Source organism: Algoriphagus sp., from assembly GCF_024305035.1.
Taxonomy (GTDB): Bacteria; Bacteroidota; Bacteroidia; order Cytophagales; family Cyclobacteriaceae; genus Algoriphagus.
The window spans coordinates 1-18411 of the sequence record NZ_JAMWZB010000049.1 but is presented as its reverse complement, the minus strand read 5'-3'; the positions used below and the strand labels follow the sequence as shown (position 1 = coordinate 18411).

Annotated in this window: 18 protein-coding genes; 3 read left to right on the top strand and 15 right to left on the bottom strand. The window is 41.6% G+C overall.

Annotated elements, in window-relative coordinates:
* Positions 1-190: 190 nt before the first annotated feature.
* From Q0L00_RS18905 to Q0L00_RS18880, 6 genes are all read right to left on the bottom strand, one after another.
* Positions 191-787: a DUF1080 domain-containing protein gene (locus tag Q0L00_RS18905; RefSeq protein ID WP_297338460.1), complete on the bottom strand. Its 597-nt coding sequence runs from the start codon at positions 785-787 to the stop codon at positions 191-193.
* On the bottom strand, positions 784-1548 hold the full coding sequence (locus Q0L00_RS18900) for a family 16 glycoside hydrolase (RefSeq protein ID WP_297338459.1): 765 nt from the start codon (positions 1546-1548) through the stop codon (positions 784-786). Before Q0L00_RS18900 ends, Q0L00_RS18905 begins: the two co-directional genes overlap by 4 nt.
* Position 1549: 1 nt before the next feature.
* Positions 1550-2899, bottom strand: a complete 1350-nt coding sequence (locus Q0L00_RS18895) for a Gfo/Idh/MocA family oxidoreductase (RefSeq protein WP_297338458.1) — start codon at positions 2897-2899, stop codon at positions 1550-1552.
* A gap of 101 nt (positions 2900-3000) precedes the next feature.
* Entirely contained in the window at positions 3001-3771 is a 771-nt protein-coding gene (locus tag Q0L00_RS18890) for a helical backbone metal receptor (RefSeq protein WP_297338457.1), read from the bottom strand.
* A gap of 220 nt (positions 3772-3991) precedes the next feature.
* Positions 3992-5068, bottom strand: a complete 1077-nt coding sequence (locus tag Q0L00_RS18885) for a M42 family metallopeptidase (RefSeq protein WP_297338456.1) — start codon at positions 5066-5068, stop codon at positions 3992-3994.
* A 92-nt stretch (positions 5069-5160) separates the two neighbouring features.
* On the bottom strand, positions 5161-6744 hold the full coding sequence (locus Q0L00_RS18880) for an acyl-CoA carboxylase subunit beta (protein ID WP_297338455.1): 1584 nt from the start codon (positions 6742-6744) through the stop codon (positions 5161-5163).
* 186 nt (positions 6745-6930) lie between these two features.
* On the opposite strand from Q0L00_RS18880, the gene Q0L00_RS18875 reads away from it, so the two are divergent.
* A complete protein-coding gene (locus Q0L00_RS18875) occupies positions 6931-7872 on the top strand; it encodes an exopolyphosphatase (protein ID WP_297338454.1) in 942 nt (313 codons plus the stop codon).
* A gap of 64 nt (positions 7873-7936) precedes the next feature.
* The gene (locus Q0L00_RS18870; RefSeq protein WP_297338453.1) at positions 7937-9010 is read left to right on the top strand and encodes an Ldh family oxidoreductase; all 1074 of its coding nucleotides are present in this window, start codon (positions 7937-7939) and stop codon (positions 9008-9010) included.
* A 63-nt stretch (positions 9011-9073) separates the two neighbouring features.
* Here Q0L00_RS18870 and Q0L00_RS18865 read toward each other — a convergent pair whose 3' ends face one another.
* The 3 genes from Q0L00_RS18865 to Q0L00_RS18855 form a co-directional block, all read right to left on the bottom strand.
* A complete protein-coding gene (locus tag Q0L00_RS18865) occupies positions 9074-10069 on the bottom strand; it encodes an adenosine kinase (protein WP_297338452.1) in 996 nt (331 codons plus the stop codon).
* Positions 10070-10098: 29 nt separating this feature from the next.
* Positions 10099-11262: a hypothetical protein gene (locus Q0L00_RS18860; protein ID WP_297338451.1), complete on the bottom strand. Its 1164-nt coding sequence runs from the start codon at positions 11260-11262 to the stop codon at positions 10099-10101.
* Positions 11263-11440: 178 nt separating this feature from the next.
* A complete protein-coding gene (locus tag Q0L00_RS18855; RefSeq protein WP_297338450.1) occupies positions 11441-12925 on the bottom strand; it encodes a TolC family protein in 1485 nt (494 codons plus the stop codon).
* A 260-nt stretch (positions 12926-13185) separates the two neighbouring features.
* Between Q0L00_RS18855 and Q0L00_RS18850 the strand changes: the two genes are divergently transcribed.
* Positions 13186-13947, top strand: a complete 762-nt coding sequence (locus tag Q0L00_RS18850) for a class I SAM-dependent methyltransferase (protein WP_297338449.1) — start codon at positions 13186-13188, stop codon at positions 13945-13947.
* Here the strand turns inward: Q0L00_RS18850 and Q0L00_RS18845 are convergent.
* The 6 genes from Q0L00_RS18845 to Q0L00_RS18820 form a co-directional block, all read right to left on the bottom strand.
* Entirely contained in the window at positions 13944-14906 is a 963-nt protein-coding gene (locus tag Q0L00_RS18845) for a glycosyltransferase (protein WP_297338448.1), read from the bottom strand. The genes Q0L00_RS18850 and Q0L00_RS18845 overlap by 4 nt on opposite strands.
* Positions 14906-15868, bottom strand: coding sequence for a glycosyltransferase family 2 protein (locus Q0L00_RS18840; RefSeq protein WP_297338447.1), 963 nt, complete (start codon positions 15866-15868; stop codon positions 14906-14908). Before Q0L00_RS18840 ends, Q0L00_RS18845 begins: the two co-directional genes overlap by 1 nt.
* A 1-nt stretch (position 15869) precedes the next feature.
* The gene (locus Q0L00_RS18835) at positions 15870-16394 is read right to left on the bottom strand and encodes a DUF4199 domain-containing protein (protein ID WP_297338446.1); all 525 of its coding nucleotides are present in this window, start codon (positions 16392-16394) and stop codon (positions 15870-15872) included.
* Between the two features lie 7 nt (positions 16395-16401).
* Complete coding sequence (locus tag Q0L00_RS18830; RefSeq protein WP_297338445.1) at positions 16402-16914, bottom strand: DUF4199 domain-containing protein; 513 nt, start codon at positions 16912-16914, stop codon at positions 16402-16404.
* On the bottom strand, positions 16907-18148 hold the full coding sequence (locus Q0L00_RS18825; RefSeq protein WP_363318569.1) for a dihydroorotase: 1242 nt from the start codon (positions 18146-18148) through the stop codon (positions 16907-16909). Before Q0L00_RS18825 ends, Q0L00_RS18830 begins: the two co-directional genes overlap by 8 nt.
* Positions 18149-18228: 80 nt before the next feature.
* Positions 18229-18411 (bottom strand): hypothetical protein (locus Q0L00_RS18820; RefSeq protein WP_297338444.1); only part of this gene is annotated, 183 nt, incomplete at its 5' end.

Below are 18411 nucleotides of genomic sequence, written 5' to 3'. Positions count from 1 at the left end.
CTCTCTTTTTCCAAATCCCTCAACACCGTTTGTGTCGATTGGGAGTGCAAATATCGAGGTATTATTTTACTCTGCAATAGCAGAGAACAAATTAAAACCACATTTGTTCTAACACATTGAAAAAGAAGCAAAAAAAATTGGCTCGAAGATTTTATCCTCAAGCCAATTTGAGTTTAGTGCAGGATTTTGGCTATAATTTCTTCAAAACAATATTTCTCCAATATACTTTTATTCCGCCTCCATCATGAATCTGAAGAAGAATCCCTCCTTTACCTCCTCCAATTTTCTCATCGGAAAAATCAACCATTTTTACCCCATTCAAGTAAGAGGTAACCTGATCTCCTTTAACTACAATTCGCATTTTGTTCCAATCCCCAAATTTCAATGCTTTATCCTTTTCAGGGTCAGGTTTGACTAACCACCCTCTACCATAGGATTCATAAATCCCCCCTGTATCACTTCCCGGAGGTGCCACTTCCACCTGCCAACCTGAAACCATTGTCCCATCGACTGTAGAACGGATGAAAACACCACTATTCCCATTTGCTTCTTGCTTAAACTCAAGGGTGATTTCAAAATCATCGTAATTTTCCTCAGTTCCCAAATATCCGTATCCCTTGTCGGGACCACTTTCCGAAACTAAGAGTCCGTCCTCCACATACCATTTTTCAGTGCCATAGATTATCCAACCGTCTAGGTTCTTCCCGTTAAAGAGGTCTACTTTTTTTTGAGCTATAGCATTTTGACCGATCAAAACGACCAACGCTAACATGAATATATTCTTCATAGTGTTCTAATTTTTATGTTTTTGTACCAAACTTCACTTCCATGATCCTGTAGCGCGATCAAACCGGTTTTGGAAATGGCGTAATCTGGAAAATCATCCCATTTACCACTGTTTCTCCGCTCTAGCCAATCTTCGGAATAAGGAACAAACTCCACTGTCTTTTTTCCATTAAGATAATATTCAGCCTTTTCGTTGGTAAAGACTATTTTGGAGGTATTCCATTCTCCTGCTGGCTTGACCACGCCTTCCAAATCGGGCACATACATCGCATAATCTGCACCAAGCGACTGCCAGTCTTCTAGCGGCTCGGGGAATCCCAACTGATCAATTACCTGATATTCGGGAGCCGTATAATACGGTGCGGCATATTTTGGATCCTCCACCACATGGTAAAACACCCCGCTATTGCCTCCTGCGGCAATTTTCCAAGTGAATTCCATTTCGAATTCCTCAAACTCCATCGGCCCAAAGACAATATCTCCCCCGATATCTCCTCCATCATGCCCCAGTCCTTTTAAAGTCCCATCTTCCACTGTCCAATTGGCAGGAAGTGTGTCTCCATTGAAGGCTCGCCAACCATCGGCCGAAACACCATCAAAAAGAAGCATCCAGCCATTCGACTTTTCATCTTCATTGAGGGTATTATCTAACACGACTACCTCTTCTACAATTTCTGTCGTTTCTTCTTCTGTACTTTTTGGACTACAGGCAGCCACTGCTGCAACCATGCCCAAGGATAGGATAATTTTTTTCATTTTCATATTAAACTAATTTCATGTTTACTGGGTCCCATTGAATAAAACGGTCTTCAAAATAACTATCGTTACACAGCAACGCAGGCGCTGCAGCTCTAAATCCAAATACGGGGTCTTCAACTACTGTACCACCTGTGCGGATCGCATGAAACCAATTGCCAAAATGGTCATAATGGGCTCCTTTCCAACTGCGCTCCGCGGTGAACGAAGTTTCCCTAGGGGGCAATATTTTGGCCCGAGACTCCCCACCTGCTGAGGCTCTTAATTTTGCCTGCTCTTTCATAAACGGATCATCGCTTTCGGCATTTGAATTTAACTTCAATACTACTTCCTCCCATTTAACATCCATCGAGCCTTTGGTTCCCACGATCCTTAAGTAAGTTGTACCGCTCGTTCCGTCCACAAAATTACAACGAAGCGATAGATTGAATCCCGGATGAGCCTTTGTCTCAGGATAGTCAAACATGCCTAACAAAACATCTGGTACTTCACGCTGGTCTTTCCAATACCTCAATCCCCCCATGGAAGATACCTTAGTAGGTCCAAGAGAATTGGTAATAAAATGAAGAGAGGAAAATAAATGAACAAATAAATCCCCCGACATTCCTGTGCCGTAATCCAAGTAATTTCTCCAACGGAAAAACCTTAAAGGATCCCATTCCCGACTCGTGGTGTTCGATATATACCGTTTCCAGTCCACCGTTTGCTCATTACCGTCTTCGGGCACGTTATACTGCCATGCTCCCTCCGGAGACATACGAGCCCAAAAACCCTCAGCATAAACTAAATCTCCGATTGCCCCTGCCTCTAGCAACTCTTTCGCTTTTTCATTACCCAAAGAGGAAAGACCTTGCGAACCGACCATCATTACCTTCCCGGATTTTTCCCAAGCAGCGATTACTTCGGCACCCTCCTGGACAGAATGAACCATAGGCTTTTCGCAATAGACATGTTTCCCCGCATTTAAGGCATCAATTGAAATCTGCTTATGCCAAGAATCAGGTGTTCCGATTATGACCGCATCCACATCCGATCGCTTAAGAATCTCATGATGATCTTTGGTCAAAAACAAATGGCTGCCCCATTTCTCCCTTGCAGAAGCCAGTCGCCCATCATATAAATCACAGACAGCAACCAAACTTACATTTGCATGTCTTAAAGCTGTATTGGTATCCTCGGTCCCCATAATTCCGGCCCCTATTAGGCCTAATCGTATAGGTTGGTCGGCTTCAGGTCCACCTTTCCGAGCCAAATATTCCTTTGGGCTCGAATCATTTGCAAAAACCGATGGCGTTAATGCTGCTACCCCGGTTGTTGCTCCTAGCTTTTTGAGAAAAAGCCTTCTAGTGTTCTTCATAGGTTATTTTAGGATTTAATTTGTTGAGGCGTAAAAGTTAATTAAAATTTTTAAAAAAGTGTCTGATGGAAAATCTATTTTTTTAAACGGTTCTTCCTTAGCTACACCTTATTATCTAATTTATCGAAATAGTCTCTTGCCAAAATCAATCGGGAACCGTACCAAGAAAATAACTCCCCATCAACCAATAAAACCTGAGTTTGCGGCAATATTTTTTGAAAATATGCTACATCGCTCACCTTAAAAGGGTAAGGCTCACTGCTCAATAATAAAAACTCTGGATCTATATGAATTAACTCCTGTTCTATAATAGAAGGATATCGGGTTGATTTCATGCAATTTTCAAAACCTGCCCATTCCATCATTGCTGAAATAAAGGTGTCTTTTCCGGCAACCATTATCGGGTTTTTCCAAATGAGATAAATTGCTTTCCCTTTTCGTTTCAAAGGTGGATTGAGTTTTTCCTCTATCGAAGAAATAATCTCCTTTGCTCTTTTTACCGTGTCGGTAATTTTTCCTAGCTCAAAAATCATTGACAGGGCTTCTTTCACAGAAGACACATCGCTAATCCATACGGGAAAATCCTTTTCAAGTGCCAAAACCACCCCTTGTTCATTTTCCTCTTTATTACCAATGATCAAATCTGGATTCAGTTGGTGAATTTCCTCCATTCGGATATTTTTGGTACCACCGATGATCGTTTTTGATTTTTTTAAGCGGGAGGGATGGATACAAAATTTGGTAATACCCACTAACCGATCCTCCAATCCCAAATCGACCAAAAGCTCTGTCTGTGAAGGGACAAGTGAAATAATTCGCTGAGGGAAATCATCCAAATGAATTTTGCGTCCAAGTTGATCTGTAAACTCCATTCTCAAAAGTAAAAAAAGCCACTGCAACTATTCGTGCAGCAGCTCTCTTTCTTTCTTTTTCGAATGACTAAAAATGGCATCATAAAAAAAAAGTAATCGCATTGAAAATCAAACTCCTGCTTTTAGATCCGAATTTTTCATCAATGATAAGGCATTTAGTGTCAATGGATCAATATTCAAGAGCTAAAAGAAACTCACCATCGCCCTTTCTCAACTCGCTCTATTGGATGTATCGAAAATCAAAACTCGGATCAAAATCAAGCAAAAACTCAAACATCAGATTGATGACCTGCTCAATATCCTCCTTGCTTGCAGTCTCGACAGTAGTGTGCATGTATTTCAAAGGAAGCGAAATCAACGCTGATGGCACTCCTTCATTGGAATAAGCGAATGCGTCCGTATCAGTACCTGTCACTCGTGAGGCTGCAGCTCGCTGAAATGGTATTTCCTTTTGCTTAGCAGTTGCAATAATTAAATCCAATAATTTTTTATGAACTGATGCTCCATAAGTCAATACTGGTCCTTTACCGGCAACCTGTTCTCCACTGGAAATTTTGTTGTACATCGGCGCAGTGGTATCATGACATACATCCGTAATGATAGCAACCTGTGGTTTAATTCGATGAGCAATCATTTCAGCTCCGCGTAAGCCAATTTCCTCCTGAACCGAATTGACAATATAGAGCCCAAAAGGAAGTTCTTTTTTCGATTCCTTGATTTTTCTGGCAACCTGGGCAATCATGTAGCCTCCAATCCGATTATCAAGCGCCCGTCCGGAATAAAACTTATTGTTCAACTCTGTCAATTCATCTTTGAAGGTGATCACACAGCCTACATAAATACCCATCTCCTCTACTTCGGTTTTGGAGCGCGCACCCACATCTATGAAGATAGTATCCAAGGTCGGTGAATCTTCTTTTCCTTCTTTTCTCACATGAATTGCCGGCCAACCAAATACTCCAGGAACCACGCCATTATCGGTATGAATATTCACCCGCATGGACGGAGCTATCATGTGATCAGACCCTCCATTTCTCCTCACATAGATATAGCCGTCCTCTTTGATATAATTGACAAACCAACTGATTTCATCGGCATGTGCCTCAATGACAACTTTATATTCCGAATTAGGATTAATAATACCTACTGCGGAACCATAATTATCCGTAAAATACTCATCTACAAATGGCCTGATATAATCCAGCCATATTTGCTGGCCTGATGCTTCAAAGCCGGTGGGAGAGGCATTGTTTAGGTACCTAGTGAGAAATTCTTTTTGGTTTTTAAATGTATTCATAGAGTTTTAATTCAGGCTTTCAGTTACGAACAAGTTGATTAGAATTTCATCCTTTTGTTTTTCTCAAATAGAAGGGATTGTTATTCAAATTCTTACAAAGGAATATTTCCATGTTTTTTTCTTGGCAATTGATCCACCTTATTTTCCAGCATCGTGAAGGCTTTGATCAATTTTATTCTCGTCTCAGAAGGGATGATTACCTCATCAATAAATCCTCTGTGAGCTGCCCGATATGGATTGGCGAATTTTTCGGTGTATTCATCCACTTTTTCCTGAAGTTTGGCTTCTGGGTTTTCAGCTTCCGAGATTTCTTTTCGGAAAATAATTTCGGCGGCACCTTTAGCCCCCATTACCGCGATTTCCGCGGAAGGCCATGCAAAATTCAAGTCAGCACCTATATGTTTTGAGTTCATGACATCATAAGCACCACCGTAAGCCTTTCTAGTGATCACAGTGATTCTAGGTACAGTTGCCTCGGAAAATGCATATAATAATTTTGCCCCATTGTTGATAATACCATTCCATTCCTGATCGGTACCGGGAAGAAAACCTGGAACATCAACTAAAACCAACAAAGGAACATTAAAACTGTCACAAAAACGGACAAACCGAGCCGCCTTTGTCGAGGCATGAATATCTAAAACTCCCGCCATAGACTGAGGCTGGTTTCCCACTATCCCTATACTTCTTCCTGCTAGCCTTGCAAATCCTACAACAATATTATCGGCAAAATTCTCATGGACTTCCAAAAAAGAATTCTCATCTACTATTCCTGCCACCACGTCTCGCATGTCATAGGGTTGATTGGGGTTTTCCGGAATCAGTTCATCCAAAACCTTCCTAGTTTCATCAACCCTAAGCTCATAGGGATAAATGGGAGCAGTCTCCTCACAATTTTGCGGAACATAACTCAAAATGCTCTTGATTCGCTGAATGCATTCCACTTCATTTTTACAGGAAAAATGAGTCACTCCTGACTTGGTACTGTGGGCCGAAGCCCCGCCGAGCTCTTCAGCAGTGACGGATTCCTGAGTAACGGTCTTGACCACATTTGGTCCAGTTACAAACATGTACGAGGTATTTTCTACCATCAAAATAAAATCCGTAATCGCCGGAGAATAAACTGCTCCCCCCGCACAAGGCCCCATAATTGCAGACAGTTGAGGAATGACTCCCGAGGCTCGAGTATTTCGGTAAAAAATATCCGCATACCCCCCAAGAGAATTAACTCCCTCTTGGATTCTTGCTCCTCCAGAATCATTAAGCCCAATCACCGGAGCCCCATTTTTCATGGCCATATCCATGATTTTACAGATTTTCTCAGCGTGAGTTTCTGAAAGGGAGCCTCCAAAGACGGTAAAATCCTGAGAAAAAACATACACGAGCCGCCCGTTGATTTCACCATAGCCCGTTACCACTCCATCACCTAAATAATGTTCTTTATCTAGTCCAAAGTCTTTGGCCCGATGCACTACAAATTTATCGATCTCCTGAAAGCTTCCCTGATCCAAAAGCAAGTCAATTCGCTCCCGCGCCGTCAGCTTACCTTTTTTATGCTGCGTGGCAATTCTAGCTTCTCCTCCGCCCATAAGGGCTTCCTCATTCTTCTTCTTTAATAACGCGATCTTCTCCGAATTTCCGGGAGCTGTATAAATGGGTTTATCTGAATTAGTCATGTGCAATTAGTTGTATCCTCCAAAGATAATAGGCTTTGGGAAGGGAGAAAACATTCCTGCCTATGTCTGGAATTTATCGACTTAATTTCTGCCCAGAATCAAGAAATATCTTGGAATTAAAAACTGACCTTCCGATAGTTTTTGGAATTACTTTTTATATTCGCCCATCCAAAATTTTGGCAAGATATGAGTACCCGAAAGGCGGCGGTAATAGACATGGGCACCAATACATTTCACTTGTTATTGGTAGAATTAGGCGAACGCGATTTTAAAACCATTTACAAGGAAAAGATCCCAGTAAAACTCGGTCAAGGAGGGATCAATCAAGATCAAATTTCTCCAGAAGCACTAAAAAGAGCCTACCATACCCTTGGTCACTTTCGAAACTTAATAGATGGGGAAAACATCCAGCAGATTTTTGCCTTCGCCACCAGCGCAGTGAGAAATGCCAAAAATGGATTACTCTTTGTTCAGGAAGTAAAAGATTCCCTCAACATTGACATCAAAGTCATCAGTGGTGAGCAAGAAGCTCAAATGATCTACGAGGGCATCAAATTTTCAGGCTCACTGAATGGACAAACCGAATTGATGATGGATATTGGTGGGGGCTCTGTAGAATTCATTATCGGAAATTCGGCTGAGGCTTTTTGGAAACAAAGCTTCGAAATTGGAGGGCAGCGATTACTCGAACTTTTTCACCATCATGACCCCATCACCAAAAGTGAAATCGAGCAAATTCACGACTACCTGGAAAAGAAACTACAGCCCTTGATTCAGGCCATTCACAGCTATAAGCCGACCAGTTTGGTGGGAGCCTCGGGCACTTTTGATACCTTAACGGATATTTATTTCGAATCCATGCTTCAGTGCAAGTTGACCGGTCAGCACGTTTTTGAATTGCCTTCAGCAGAATTTAGACGAATCTATCAAATGCTTATTCATAAGGATAAAGCAGAGCGACTTCAGATTCCGGGGATGATCCCCATGCGAGTGGATATGATCGTGGTTGCCTCTACTTTGATCGACTTTATATTGAAATATGTCCCAGTAGACTCGATCACCTGTTCCCACTACGCATTGAAGGAAGGAGCGATTTCTATGCTCCTCAACGAATTGGAGAAAATATAAAATTCCAAGAGTACCCAATACTTTTTACCTTTAGGATACTTTACACCAACGAGCAGATTTTACCATGAGCACACTCTCCTACGATCACCTCTATAAATTTACTCACGACGTATTACTTAAAATGGGATGCCCGGAGTTTCATGCGCAAGTGGGAGCTGAAGTTTTGGTTTCAGCCGACCTCCGTGGAGTGGATAGCCATGGGGTAGCGAGACTATCGGGCTATGTCAGATTATGGGAAAAAGGACGAATCAACACCAATCCCACTATTCAAATCGTACACGAAAGTCCCTCTACAGCAGTGGTTGATGGAGATGGTGGATTGGGGCTGGTCGTAGCTCCCTATGCTATGAATGTTGCCATCGAAAAAGCAACTAAAGCTGGTACCGGTTGGGTTTCGGTACGAAATTCAAATCATTTCGGAATTGCCGGTTATCACGCCATGATGGCGTTGGATCACGACATGATTGGGATATCGTTTACCAATGCCAGTCCCCTAGTTAGTCCGACATTCTCAAAAGAACGACTATTGGGAACCAACCCCATTTCTGTAGCTATTCCTGCCGATGAAGAACCCCCTTTCGTAGCTGACATGGCGACGACTACTGCCGCAAATGGAAAATTAGAAATCCTTCAGCGTAAGGGAGAAGAAGCCCCCACAGGTTGGGTACAAGACAAAGAAGGACATCCTACCACCTCGGCAGACGGAGTCAAAAACGGCGGGGCATTACTTCCCTTGGGTGGAGATCGCGAGCATGGGTCTCACAAAGGGTATGCGCTGGGCGCCATAGTGGATATCTTCTCCGCAGTGCTTTCAGGGGCAAACTACGGTCCATGGGTCCCCCCTTTTGTAGCCTTTTTGGACCCGGACCCCAATCCGGTGGGAAAAGGAATAGGTCACTTCTTTGGTGCAATGCGTGTAGATGCCTTTAGGCCCGCTGATGAATTTAAATCAAATATGGATACTTGGATTCGACGATTTCGCTCGGCTGAAACCACTCCCGGAAATGACCGCGTGATCATTCCCGGAGATCCTGAACGAGAACTTGAGGCCATTCGAAAAAAAGAAGGAATCCCGCTTCTGCAACCTGTTATAGAAGACCTATCCGAATTGGGAAAGCGATTAGGAGTAAAATTTTAATTCAAAACTAAAAATACAAAAGGCCGGTAAAATTTTACCGGCCTTTTTACTTTAAGAAAGTAATCAAGGATTAAGTTTTGCCAAAATCTCCTTCGCCTCATGCCATTGGAGTCTTGGGCCAAACTGGCTAACAATTTTAGAACTGGCCATAGAAGCTAATTTACCGCTGGATGCATAGCTGTGTCCATTGGTAATTCCGTATAAAAACGCACCGGCAAACATATCCCCTGCCCCATTGCTATCAATAGCCGTTGTTTTGTAGGGTTCGATATCAATAAAGGTATCTCCATCAAAAATCATTGCCCCATTTTTCCCCTGGGTAATCACAAAATGTTTGGCCACCTTTTTCAACTCTTCTCGGGCTTCCAATAAATTGGTTTTGCCTGTGAAAATCTTCGCTTCTTCCTCGTTGGCAAAAAGCAAATCCACGCTGGCACCAATCACCTCATCAAACGGCTCTCTGAAATACTTAACCATAGCAGGATCAGAAAAGGTAAGAGCTACTTTTACCCCATTTTCCTCAGCGAGTTTTTTTGCATGCTTCATGGCAGCTTTCCCATTTTCTGAGGTTACCAAATATCCTTCGATAAATAAGTATTTGGAATCTTTAATTGCAGATTCATTGATGTCTTTCGAAGAAAATGTAGCAGTGATCCCCAAAAAGGTATTCATCGTACGCTCCGAATCCTCTGTCACCATAACCAGGCATTTCCCGGTCACGCCACTTTCCAAATCCTCTACTTTCAATGCATGAGCGACACCGGAATCATTGAGATCATCGAGATAAAAACTACCCAACTCGTCGGAAGCCACTCGAAAACAGTAATACGATTTACCCCCAAATTGACTAACAGCCACCACTGTATTGGCCGCTGAACCACCAGCCTGCTTTTTGGCCTCTGCTGTATTAATGACTTGCATAAGACCATTTTGTCGATCTTCATCAACTAAGGTCATCAATCCTTTTTCCACTCCATGATCGGCAAAAAACTGATTAGATACCTTAAACTCTATATCCACTAGGGCATTTCCCATCCCCGTCACATCGTATTTCTTCATCTTTATATGTAATAGTTTATTTTTATTTCTTAATCGAAAATTGGATGGCGCTCAAAAGGCTTTTCTCTATCAAACAAATAGCGATAGGTATGGTGAGTTTTGTATATCTCTGCCAGAAGCTGCTCACACACGCGCATCATTTTTGGATTGAAATCCCCAATCCAGTTCATCTCGATGGTTTTGTATGGAAAGGAAGGAGAATTACTCATTTTGTCGTAGCTTATAATCATGGCACTTTCCACCCCTTTGCCTTGGTGCTCCGGTACCACCCCAAATACCAAACCCAGCATTTTATTGGGGGGTGAAAAAGTCTTATACCAAAGAAATTTAAGTTTGCCGATTAGGTCCATTTTTCCGTTGACATGTTTAAAAATCTGATTGATTTCAGGAATATTGATAAAAAAGGAAACCGGTTCACCTTTATAAAATCCAAAATAAATCAATCGGGAATCAATAATGGGTTTCATTTTCCCAAACATCAGCTTGGCTTCTTTCAGCGTCAAGGATTTACCCAAATGCCTAGCCCATGCTTTATTGTATACGTTCATGAAGTATTCGGGAGCTTTTTCTTGGAGCTCTTTACCTTTGATGTAGCGAAAAGAATAATCCGAATTAGCGATAATTAAGTTGGCCCGATCGATCATCTTCTGATCAAACCGCAATTTTTGTACAGGGCGCTGATAAGTAAATTGTTTGAAATACAGTTTGAACCCATACTCTTCAAAGAATTTTTGATAATACTTAAAATTCCAGGGCATGTTATAGTTGGGCTCAGAAAATCCATCCACCAAAAGTCCCCACCATTTATCCCGTTCACCAAAATTAATTGGCCCGTCCATAGCTTCCATGCCTTCTAACTGAAGCCATTCTTTGGCTACATCAAATAACATAAATGCAGCGGTCTGATCCTCTATACATTCAAAAAAACCAATCCCTCCCGTAGGCTGTTTCTCTTTCATTTTTGGATTGATAAAAGCTGCGATTCGACCGATGCTTTGTCCCTCTTCACTTTGCAAAAGCCAACGCTTGGCTTTGGCTCCATTTCTAAAAAGTTTATTGCTTTCCGGATGAAAAAGCCCTTCAATATCCTTATCAAGTGGCCTAATCCAGTTTTTTTCGTCACGATAGAGACGAACGGCCATTTCAATAAATTCTTTTTGCTCGTGGGGATGGATTACCTCAATTAGCTTCATTCGAGAGACTTTAGTCGGCTAAATTACGTCATTGAATTCAATTGCCAAAGCTCCTATTCGGAACCTTCAAAAAGTAATTTTTAGCTCTCAGCCATCTCGCCATGTCCTCAGGATAGACCGAACACGGGATTAAAAACCCTAAACTGACTTTTGGGCGATCTGTAAACCGTAATTTTATTTACTGATCCTGCTCGGGAAGGTAAAGCAACTGATCGGCTTCAAAATCGTATAGTGTAAGCGATCTCAATTCATAATAAGCCACCCAGAAATCCCTCAATGCACTGAAATAAGCGCGCTTATTGCTATCCTTTTCATTTTGGGCAATGTTAAGGTCTGTTATGGAGACGTTTCCGGATTGGAAACGTGTTAGGGCTATTTCATATCTTCTTTGGGCAACCTCATCGGAAACCTTGGTCACATTTAGCCGTTCTTTGATCATCAAAAAATTTTTCACCTTGGTGAAAATCTCTTGCTCAAAATTAATTACATCCTGCTGTACCGTATATTCGACAAGTTGCTGATTAGCCTCTGCTTGAGCCATTCTGGCTTTATTTCGTCCCCAATCCAGAACCGGTACAGAGATTCCCAAGCTAGCCAAGGCTTGGGTATTGGGATTGGCATAAATGTCTCCCCAATTGAAGGCTGCATTATTATATCCATAACTCGCATTCAACTGAACATTAAGTCGTTGCCCTTTAGCCTGAGCCACGAGCGATTCGGCTTCTATTTTTCGGCGATCAAATCCCAATGCTTCAGATCGATTTTGGAAAGCAAGATCAATAGCCTGTTCCACATTTACCTCAAAATCAGGAATATCTTCTGGCGAAACCAACGAAATTTGACTACTTGGGTTTAAACCAATAAATGAGTTCACTGACAATGCAGAGCTTTCCAAATCCAATTTTGCCTGAGCCAAATCCTGCCTGGCCTGAAGAGTCTGAAGTTCCACTTGCAAAAGTCGATCTTCGAAAGTAGTCCCAAGCTCATAACGCTTCTTTTCGATATCAAAAATCTCTTCGGTATTGGCTAAGTTTTGTGTGGCAATATCCACATTAACTTGTGCCAAGAGGTAATCAAAAAACAACTGAGTCACAAAAAGTGACACTTCCTCCATTTCCTGAACAAACTCCCGCTTGCTTTCTTCATAAAGAAGCGGCTGGATTTTTTTATCCCATTTAAATTGATTGTAGGCAAAAATTGGTTGCTGTAATCGCACATTGACTGGAATCCCGGACCATCGGGTCTGAATTTCGTTTGGACCTGCCAAAAAATTATCAAATCTGTTGGTTGAGGTATTTACAGAAATCACTCCACCGGTTGGGGCAATCACCTGTTGCAAACCAAGCTCCAAGTCGATAAAATTCTGTCTCACCTCCAAAAATTGAATCGAACCATCTGGCTGGGTAATGCCATTAAATGCTTGTGAATAACTAGGTAAGGTTCCGTTGAGTCTCAATTGGGGATTATAATTGGAACGAAAGAGCCGGTATTGCCAAAAACGATTTTCCTTCCTTGTCAAAGCCCTCAAGGCCGCCGGTGAGCGGTCTTTCGCGCGTTGAACCATTTCTTTCAACGTGTAGGAAGCACTTTCTTGTCCGTTTGAATGAGTCGAGATTGTAAAAATCATCCCTAAAGACAAAAGTAATAAGCGGTGAAATTTCATAGAATGGTAAACAGTTAGGTAAAATACGTCAACTAAAATACTCACCCTTTCTTCATATCCAAAATTCTCAGGTGAATTGATATCCTAAAAAATCTAAAAAATGAAAACAAAACAAAATTTGAAGCCTAAAAATACCCGAATGATTAACTTGCAGGCCTGAAAAAATAGGATGAAATCGAGCATGAGGTGGACATAACCAAAAGGAATGACTACCAAACCAGAAAGATTCCATGTGACCTTTAAAAATCAATTTTAAACTCGTGAAAAAAATTATCAGTTTGGTTATCCGGTTTATTCCACGCCCTTTTTTGCAACGGGTGAGTCCCTTGGTCATGCCACTTTTCAGGCTTACCTTACGCGGAACTGATGTTCATTGCCCGGTTTGCGACCAATCCTATCGGAAATTTTTACCCTATGGAAGGGTGTCGCGAGAAAATGCCCTTTGTCCAAACTGCCTTTCGCTCGAACGGCATCGGTTGATGTGGTTATTTTTAAAAGAAAAAACTGATTTTTTCACTGCCAAATTAAAAGTTCTCCATGTAGCACCCGAGCATTGTTTTATTGATCGCTTTGAAAAACTCCACAATCTGGACTACCTCACCGCAGATATAGAGTCCCCTTTGGCAAAAGTGAAAATGGATATTCATCACATTCCCTTTCCTGAAAATTCATTCGATGTCGTTTTTTGCAATCACGTGTTAGAACATGTCGAAGATGACATTTTAGCCTGCCGCGAAATCAATCGGGTGTTAAAACCCAATGGTTGGGGTATCGTCCAATCCCCCGTTTATCCGATAGCCAAAACCATCGAAGATAAAACCATTGCTGACCCCAAAGAGCGAGAGCGTTTATTTGGACAGCGAGACCATGTCCGGAGATTTGGACAGGATTATGCCACTAGGTTGAGTACTTCAGGATTGAAAGTTGAAGAAAATCTTTTTGTCAAAAGCATCCCCTCCAAGGACCTGTTGAGATTAGCACTGGCAAAGGATGAAGTTATCTTTGTTTGCAAAAAGGGTTAATTCCAACGATTTTTCAAAATCAATCCAGTCAATAAACCGGACCCGTATCCGACTAACTGAGTCAAGGAGCAGATTAAAGCCAAAAAACCCACAGTGAGTGATCGATGGTTCAAGCTTGCCGAAGCAAGAATCAAAAACACCCAAATCAAAAATCCAAACCCAAGCAAGGTGGAAAGAGGAGAATTGATCCCCCATGTCAAAAAACAAAGCAGAATATAGAAAAGGAACAAGGCGGGTAAGAAATGAACCAGCTGGATTGCTTCGGGATGAAACCTGGATACATTAACCCGATTCTGCCCAAATGAAAAGGCTTGTCGAGCGAAGGAACTCCAGGTGTTTTTTCGCTTATGATAAACAAATGCCTCCCGAACCAACTCAAGCTTAAACCCGGCCTTTTTGATCCGCATGCTCAACTCGATATCTTCTCCACGATTAGGATCGATAAATCCACCTACTTGCTCAAAAACTGTTCGACTAAATCCCATATTAAATCCTCTGGCTTGATAGGTGGATACATCTTTCACTTTCCCTCTAATTCCTCCAGTAGTCCAGAAGGAAGTCATGGCAAAATCCATCGCTTTTTGCAAAGGGGAAAAATCATCAGCCGCTGCATCAGGACCACCAAATGCATCGAGTTTTCGATTGAGAATCGCTTTTTCGAGTATTTCTAAATAATTGCTGGGCAAAATGACATCAGAGTCCAGAATAATAAAAAAATCTCCTGAAGCTATTTCCATCCCCTTATTTCGAGCAAAGCCCTGACCTTGATTTTCTTGAAACATGTAGCGGAGCTTCAATCGTTGACTAAATCGCTCACACATTTCCGCAGAGGTACGCTCAGATCCATCCTCTATGACGATCACTTCAAAATTTGTCCTTAGCTGTAGGGTAAGACTTTTAAGCAGCTCCTCCAAATCCTCCGGTCGATTGTAAACCGGTATGATTACCGAGAACACCATTACTCAGTACAATTGATTCGTTCGTCGATTTTGTATTCGGTTTCTTTGGATTGATTGGAGGTCATTAGTTCTGCTATAAATCCAGTGACAAACAACTGAACTCCCACAATCAGTGCCACTAGGGCAAGAAAGAAAAGTGGCTGGTCGACGACTTCTCTTACCTTAACTCCTTCCCTGAGGCTGTAGACTTTTTGAGCAATCAACCAAACTGTAATAATAAAACCAGAGCTAAATGAAATCGTCCCCAACAATCCAAAAAAGTGCATGGGCTTCTTCTTGTATCGATGTACAAAAGACACCGAAATCAAATCGAGAAATCCATTCAGAAAACGCTCCAGACCAAACTTAGAATACCCGTATTTTCTGGCCTGATGCTGGACTACTTTTTCCCCGATTTTGGCAAATCCGTTCCATTTGGCCAGCAATGGAATGTATCGGTGCATTTCCCCATAAATTTGGATATTTTTGACGACTTTGAGTTGATATGCTTTCAATCCACAATTGAAATCGTGCAGTTTTATCCCAGAAATCCAGCGAGTCACACCATTGAAAAAGCGGGAAGGAATGGTTTTGCTGATAGGGTCATGGCGCTCTTTTTTCCATCCTGAGACCACATCAAATCCCTCCTCTACTATCATTCGATAGAGTTCCGGGATTTCATCGGGACTATCCTGCAGATCTGCATCCAATGTAATTACCACCCTACCGGAGGCTTGAGAAAATCCGGCGTCTAAGGCGGCAGATTTCCCATAGTTTCGGGTAAAATTCAAGCCTTTGATGTTCCCATTACTTTTGGAAAGTTCAGAAATAACCTGCCAAGAACGGTCCGTACTCCCATCATTGATCAGAATGATTTCATAAGAAAAACCACGATCATTCATCACCCGGCTGATCCATTGTGTTAATTCGGGTAGGGATTCTTCTTCGTTGAAAACAGGAATTACGGCGGAAATCTGAAGCATTTTAGTAGGAAAAATCCTCTTTCTTTTGATTAATGGCAGCTACAATCAAACCGATGATCAATGCGCCTAGGATCACACTAAAGAAAGTAGAAAAAGCAAAGAATTCTGCGGTTTGGAAAAAGGCCATGAACTCAGGCATTTCTTGAGCTGAAGCCCCGCCTCCAAATTGCTCTTGAGCAGCTAGCTGAGCTTCGATCATCCTTTCCATATAAGCAGGATCGATTACTTTTACATACAAATAAAAGCCCAATCCCTTTAACAATCCCCCTAATAAACCAACTCCCAGGCAAATCAAATAAGCTTTTCCAAAAGCAAGCAATTGATTATTCCCCTCCCGAAACTCCTTGGTAGCCAGAAAATACATGGTGAAAGCTAAACCCACAGAGATCAACCAAGTAATCACTGAAACGGCTATGCTTCCTCCCTCTTGAAGTCCAGAAAGGATTGAAACAAAAACAATAATGACACTAATCAGTCCATAGATTAGTCCCCATTTTTTAATAACATCAGAAATAGAAGTGTTCATAGTATGCTTAGTTAGGGTTTTTCCTTAAAATTATTGAAATAATAATGGTAAAAAACAATCCTGGGATAATTTTCCAAAGCGAATCACTCAATGCAACGTCTCCAGCCGTCATTTCTTGGATATTTTCCAAGGTGTTTTGATAGGATGACTCGCCCAATTGATCAATAATGGTTTGACTATTTTCAACCAATACACTCAGTTTCGATTCCCGGATAACTTGAAATAAATCTTGGGAAAAAAGTAAGATCACCCAAATTCCCAGCCCTGAAACCAAGGCAATCAGCATATAGGTTACAAACCCCACAGACATTCCTTCAGCAAATGAGATAAACCCATGATTGGTGTAATCCTTGAAAAACTTAAGTGCCAAAAAGATAGAAATCGGAGTGATAAGGTAACCAAATACCAGATTCAAATTGGTTGGATCTGGTTGGAGAAAAGCAAGAAGTCCAAAAGAGAGGATACTTAAAATCCCTCCGAGAATTCCAAACTGGTAGGCTGATGCGAAATACTTATTCATCGATTTGAACCAAATGTCCTTTCTGTATTACGTATCTCACTTTTCCAGTCAGTTTTTGTCCAAACCAAGGGTGATTGGATGCCAAGGACTTGTTGGTATTTTTTGAATAAGTCCAAGTGGCATTCGGATCAAAAATTGTCCAGTTTTCGTTACTATTTCTTTTCAATACAGCGGCAGGACCATCGGTAATTTTCTCTAGTAAAAGATCCCAACCCAGTTCATCTGCAAGTTTCACCATGCCAGGAAGAAAAGTCTGCAATCCAGCTTGCCCTAAATTGGCAAGATCAAATTCCATGAATTTGGAGTCCCAATCCTGCGGCTGATGATTGGAACATATCGCATCGATAGTTCCGTCTCTCAGCCCTTCAATCAAAGCAGCTCTTTGAATGGATCCCCGAAATGGCGGCATGACTTTATAATTGGGGTCAAAATCCTTTAGATCCTCATCCGAAAACAAAAGTTGATAAATGGAAACATCAGCCGACACATTCAACCCATCCTTTTTTGCATTTCGGATTAACTCCACAGATTTAGCGGTGCTTAAGGTTTGAAAATGAACCCTTCCTCCGGCATAACGCATCAACTCAAGGTTCCGATGAACCGCGATGTCTTCGGCCATGCTGGGAATACCCTTCAGACCCAGGTTAGTAGAAACTTTTCCTTCATGCATCTGACCAAAAATAGCCAAAAGCGGATCATAGGGATAATCGAATAATATCCCACCAAACTTTTGCAAGTATTGAAGGACTTTAAGGTAACGATCCGCATGATGAAGCGTATGGGTACCATCTCCAAAAATTGAAATACCGGTTTGATAATGCATATCCAAAATCTCGGTCAACTCTTCACCCAGTGCGCTTTTCGTGACAGCACCTTGGATAATTAATTCTGGGAGATAGGGTTGAGACTTGGATTTTAAGAAGTCAATCTCATTTTTTGTTTGAATAACCGGGTCTGTGTTAGGTAAGACAACTGCTGCACAAAAACCACTAGCTAGCAGAGTACCACAAAGGCTTTCCACAGTTTCTTTATATTCAAGTCCCGGCTCGCCCAATCCAGTCCGAAGATCAATCCACCCTTTGGAGGCGAACCAACCCGCAGCATCAATTACTTGATCTGGCTTTTGGGGGGATGGAAAATCGGAAAGCAATTGCTGACCATCAAAATAAAAATCACCGGTTTTGCGACTTTTTGAATCAAATACGGTGAGATTTTTAAAGAGAACTGTCATCATGTTTTATTTCCACAAAACTGCATCAAAATTCTAAAAATGAAAAATAAACTTTTCCCGGCTGCCAATAAACTGGAAAAATTCTAGCCTTTACTAGTTTTCAATTCGGTATCGTCAAGCACAAATTCACAGATCAGATTTTCCTTGACTCCTAAAGCCTTCTGTTGGCTAAAAAAGACCACCATTGGAACTGGTCCCCCGTTCGGGCTTACTTTTGTCTTTGGATTTAAAACACCAAAAGCCAACATTGCTGTTGGCTTTTTAAT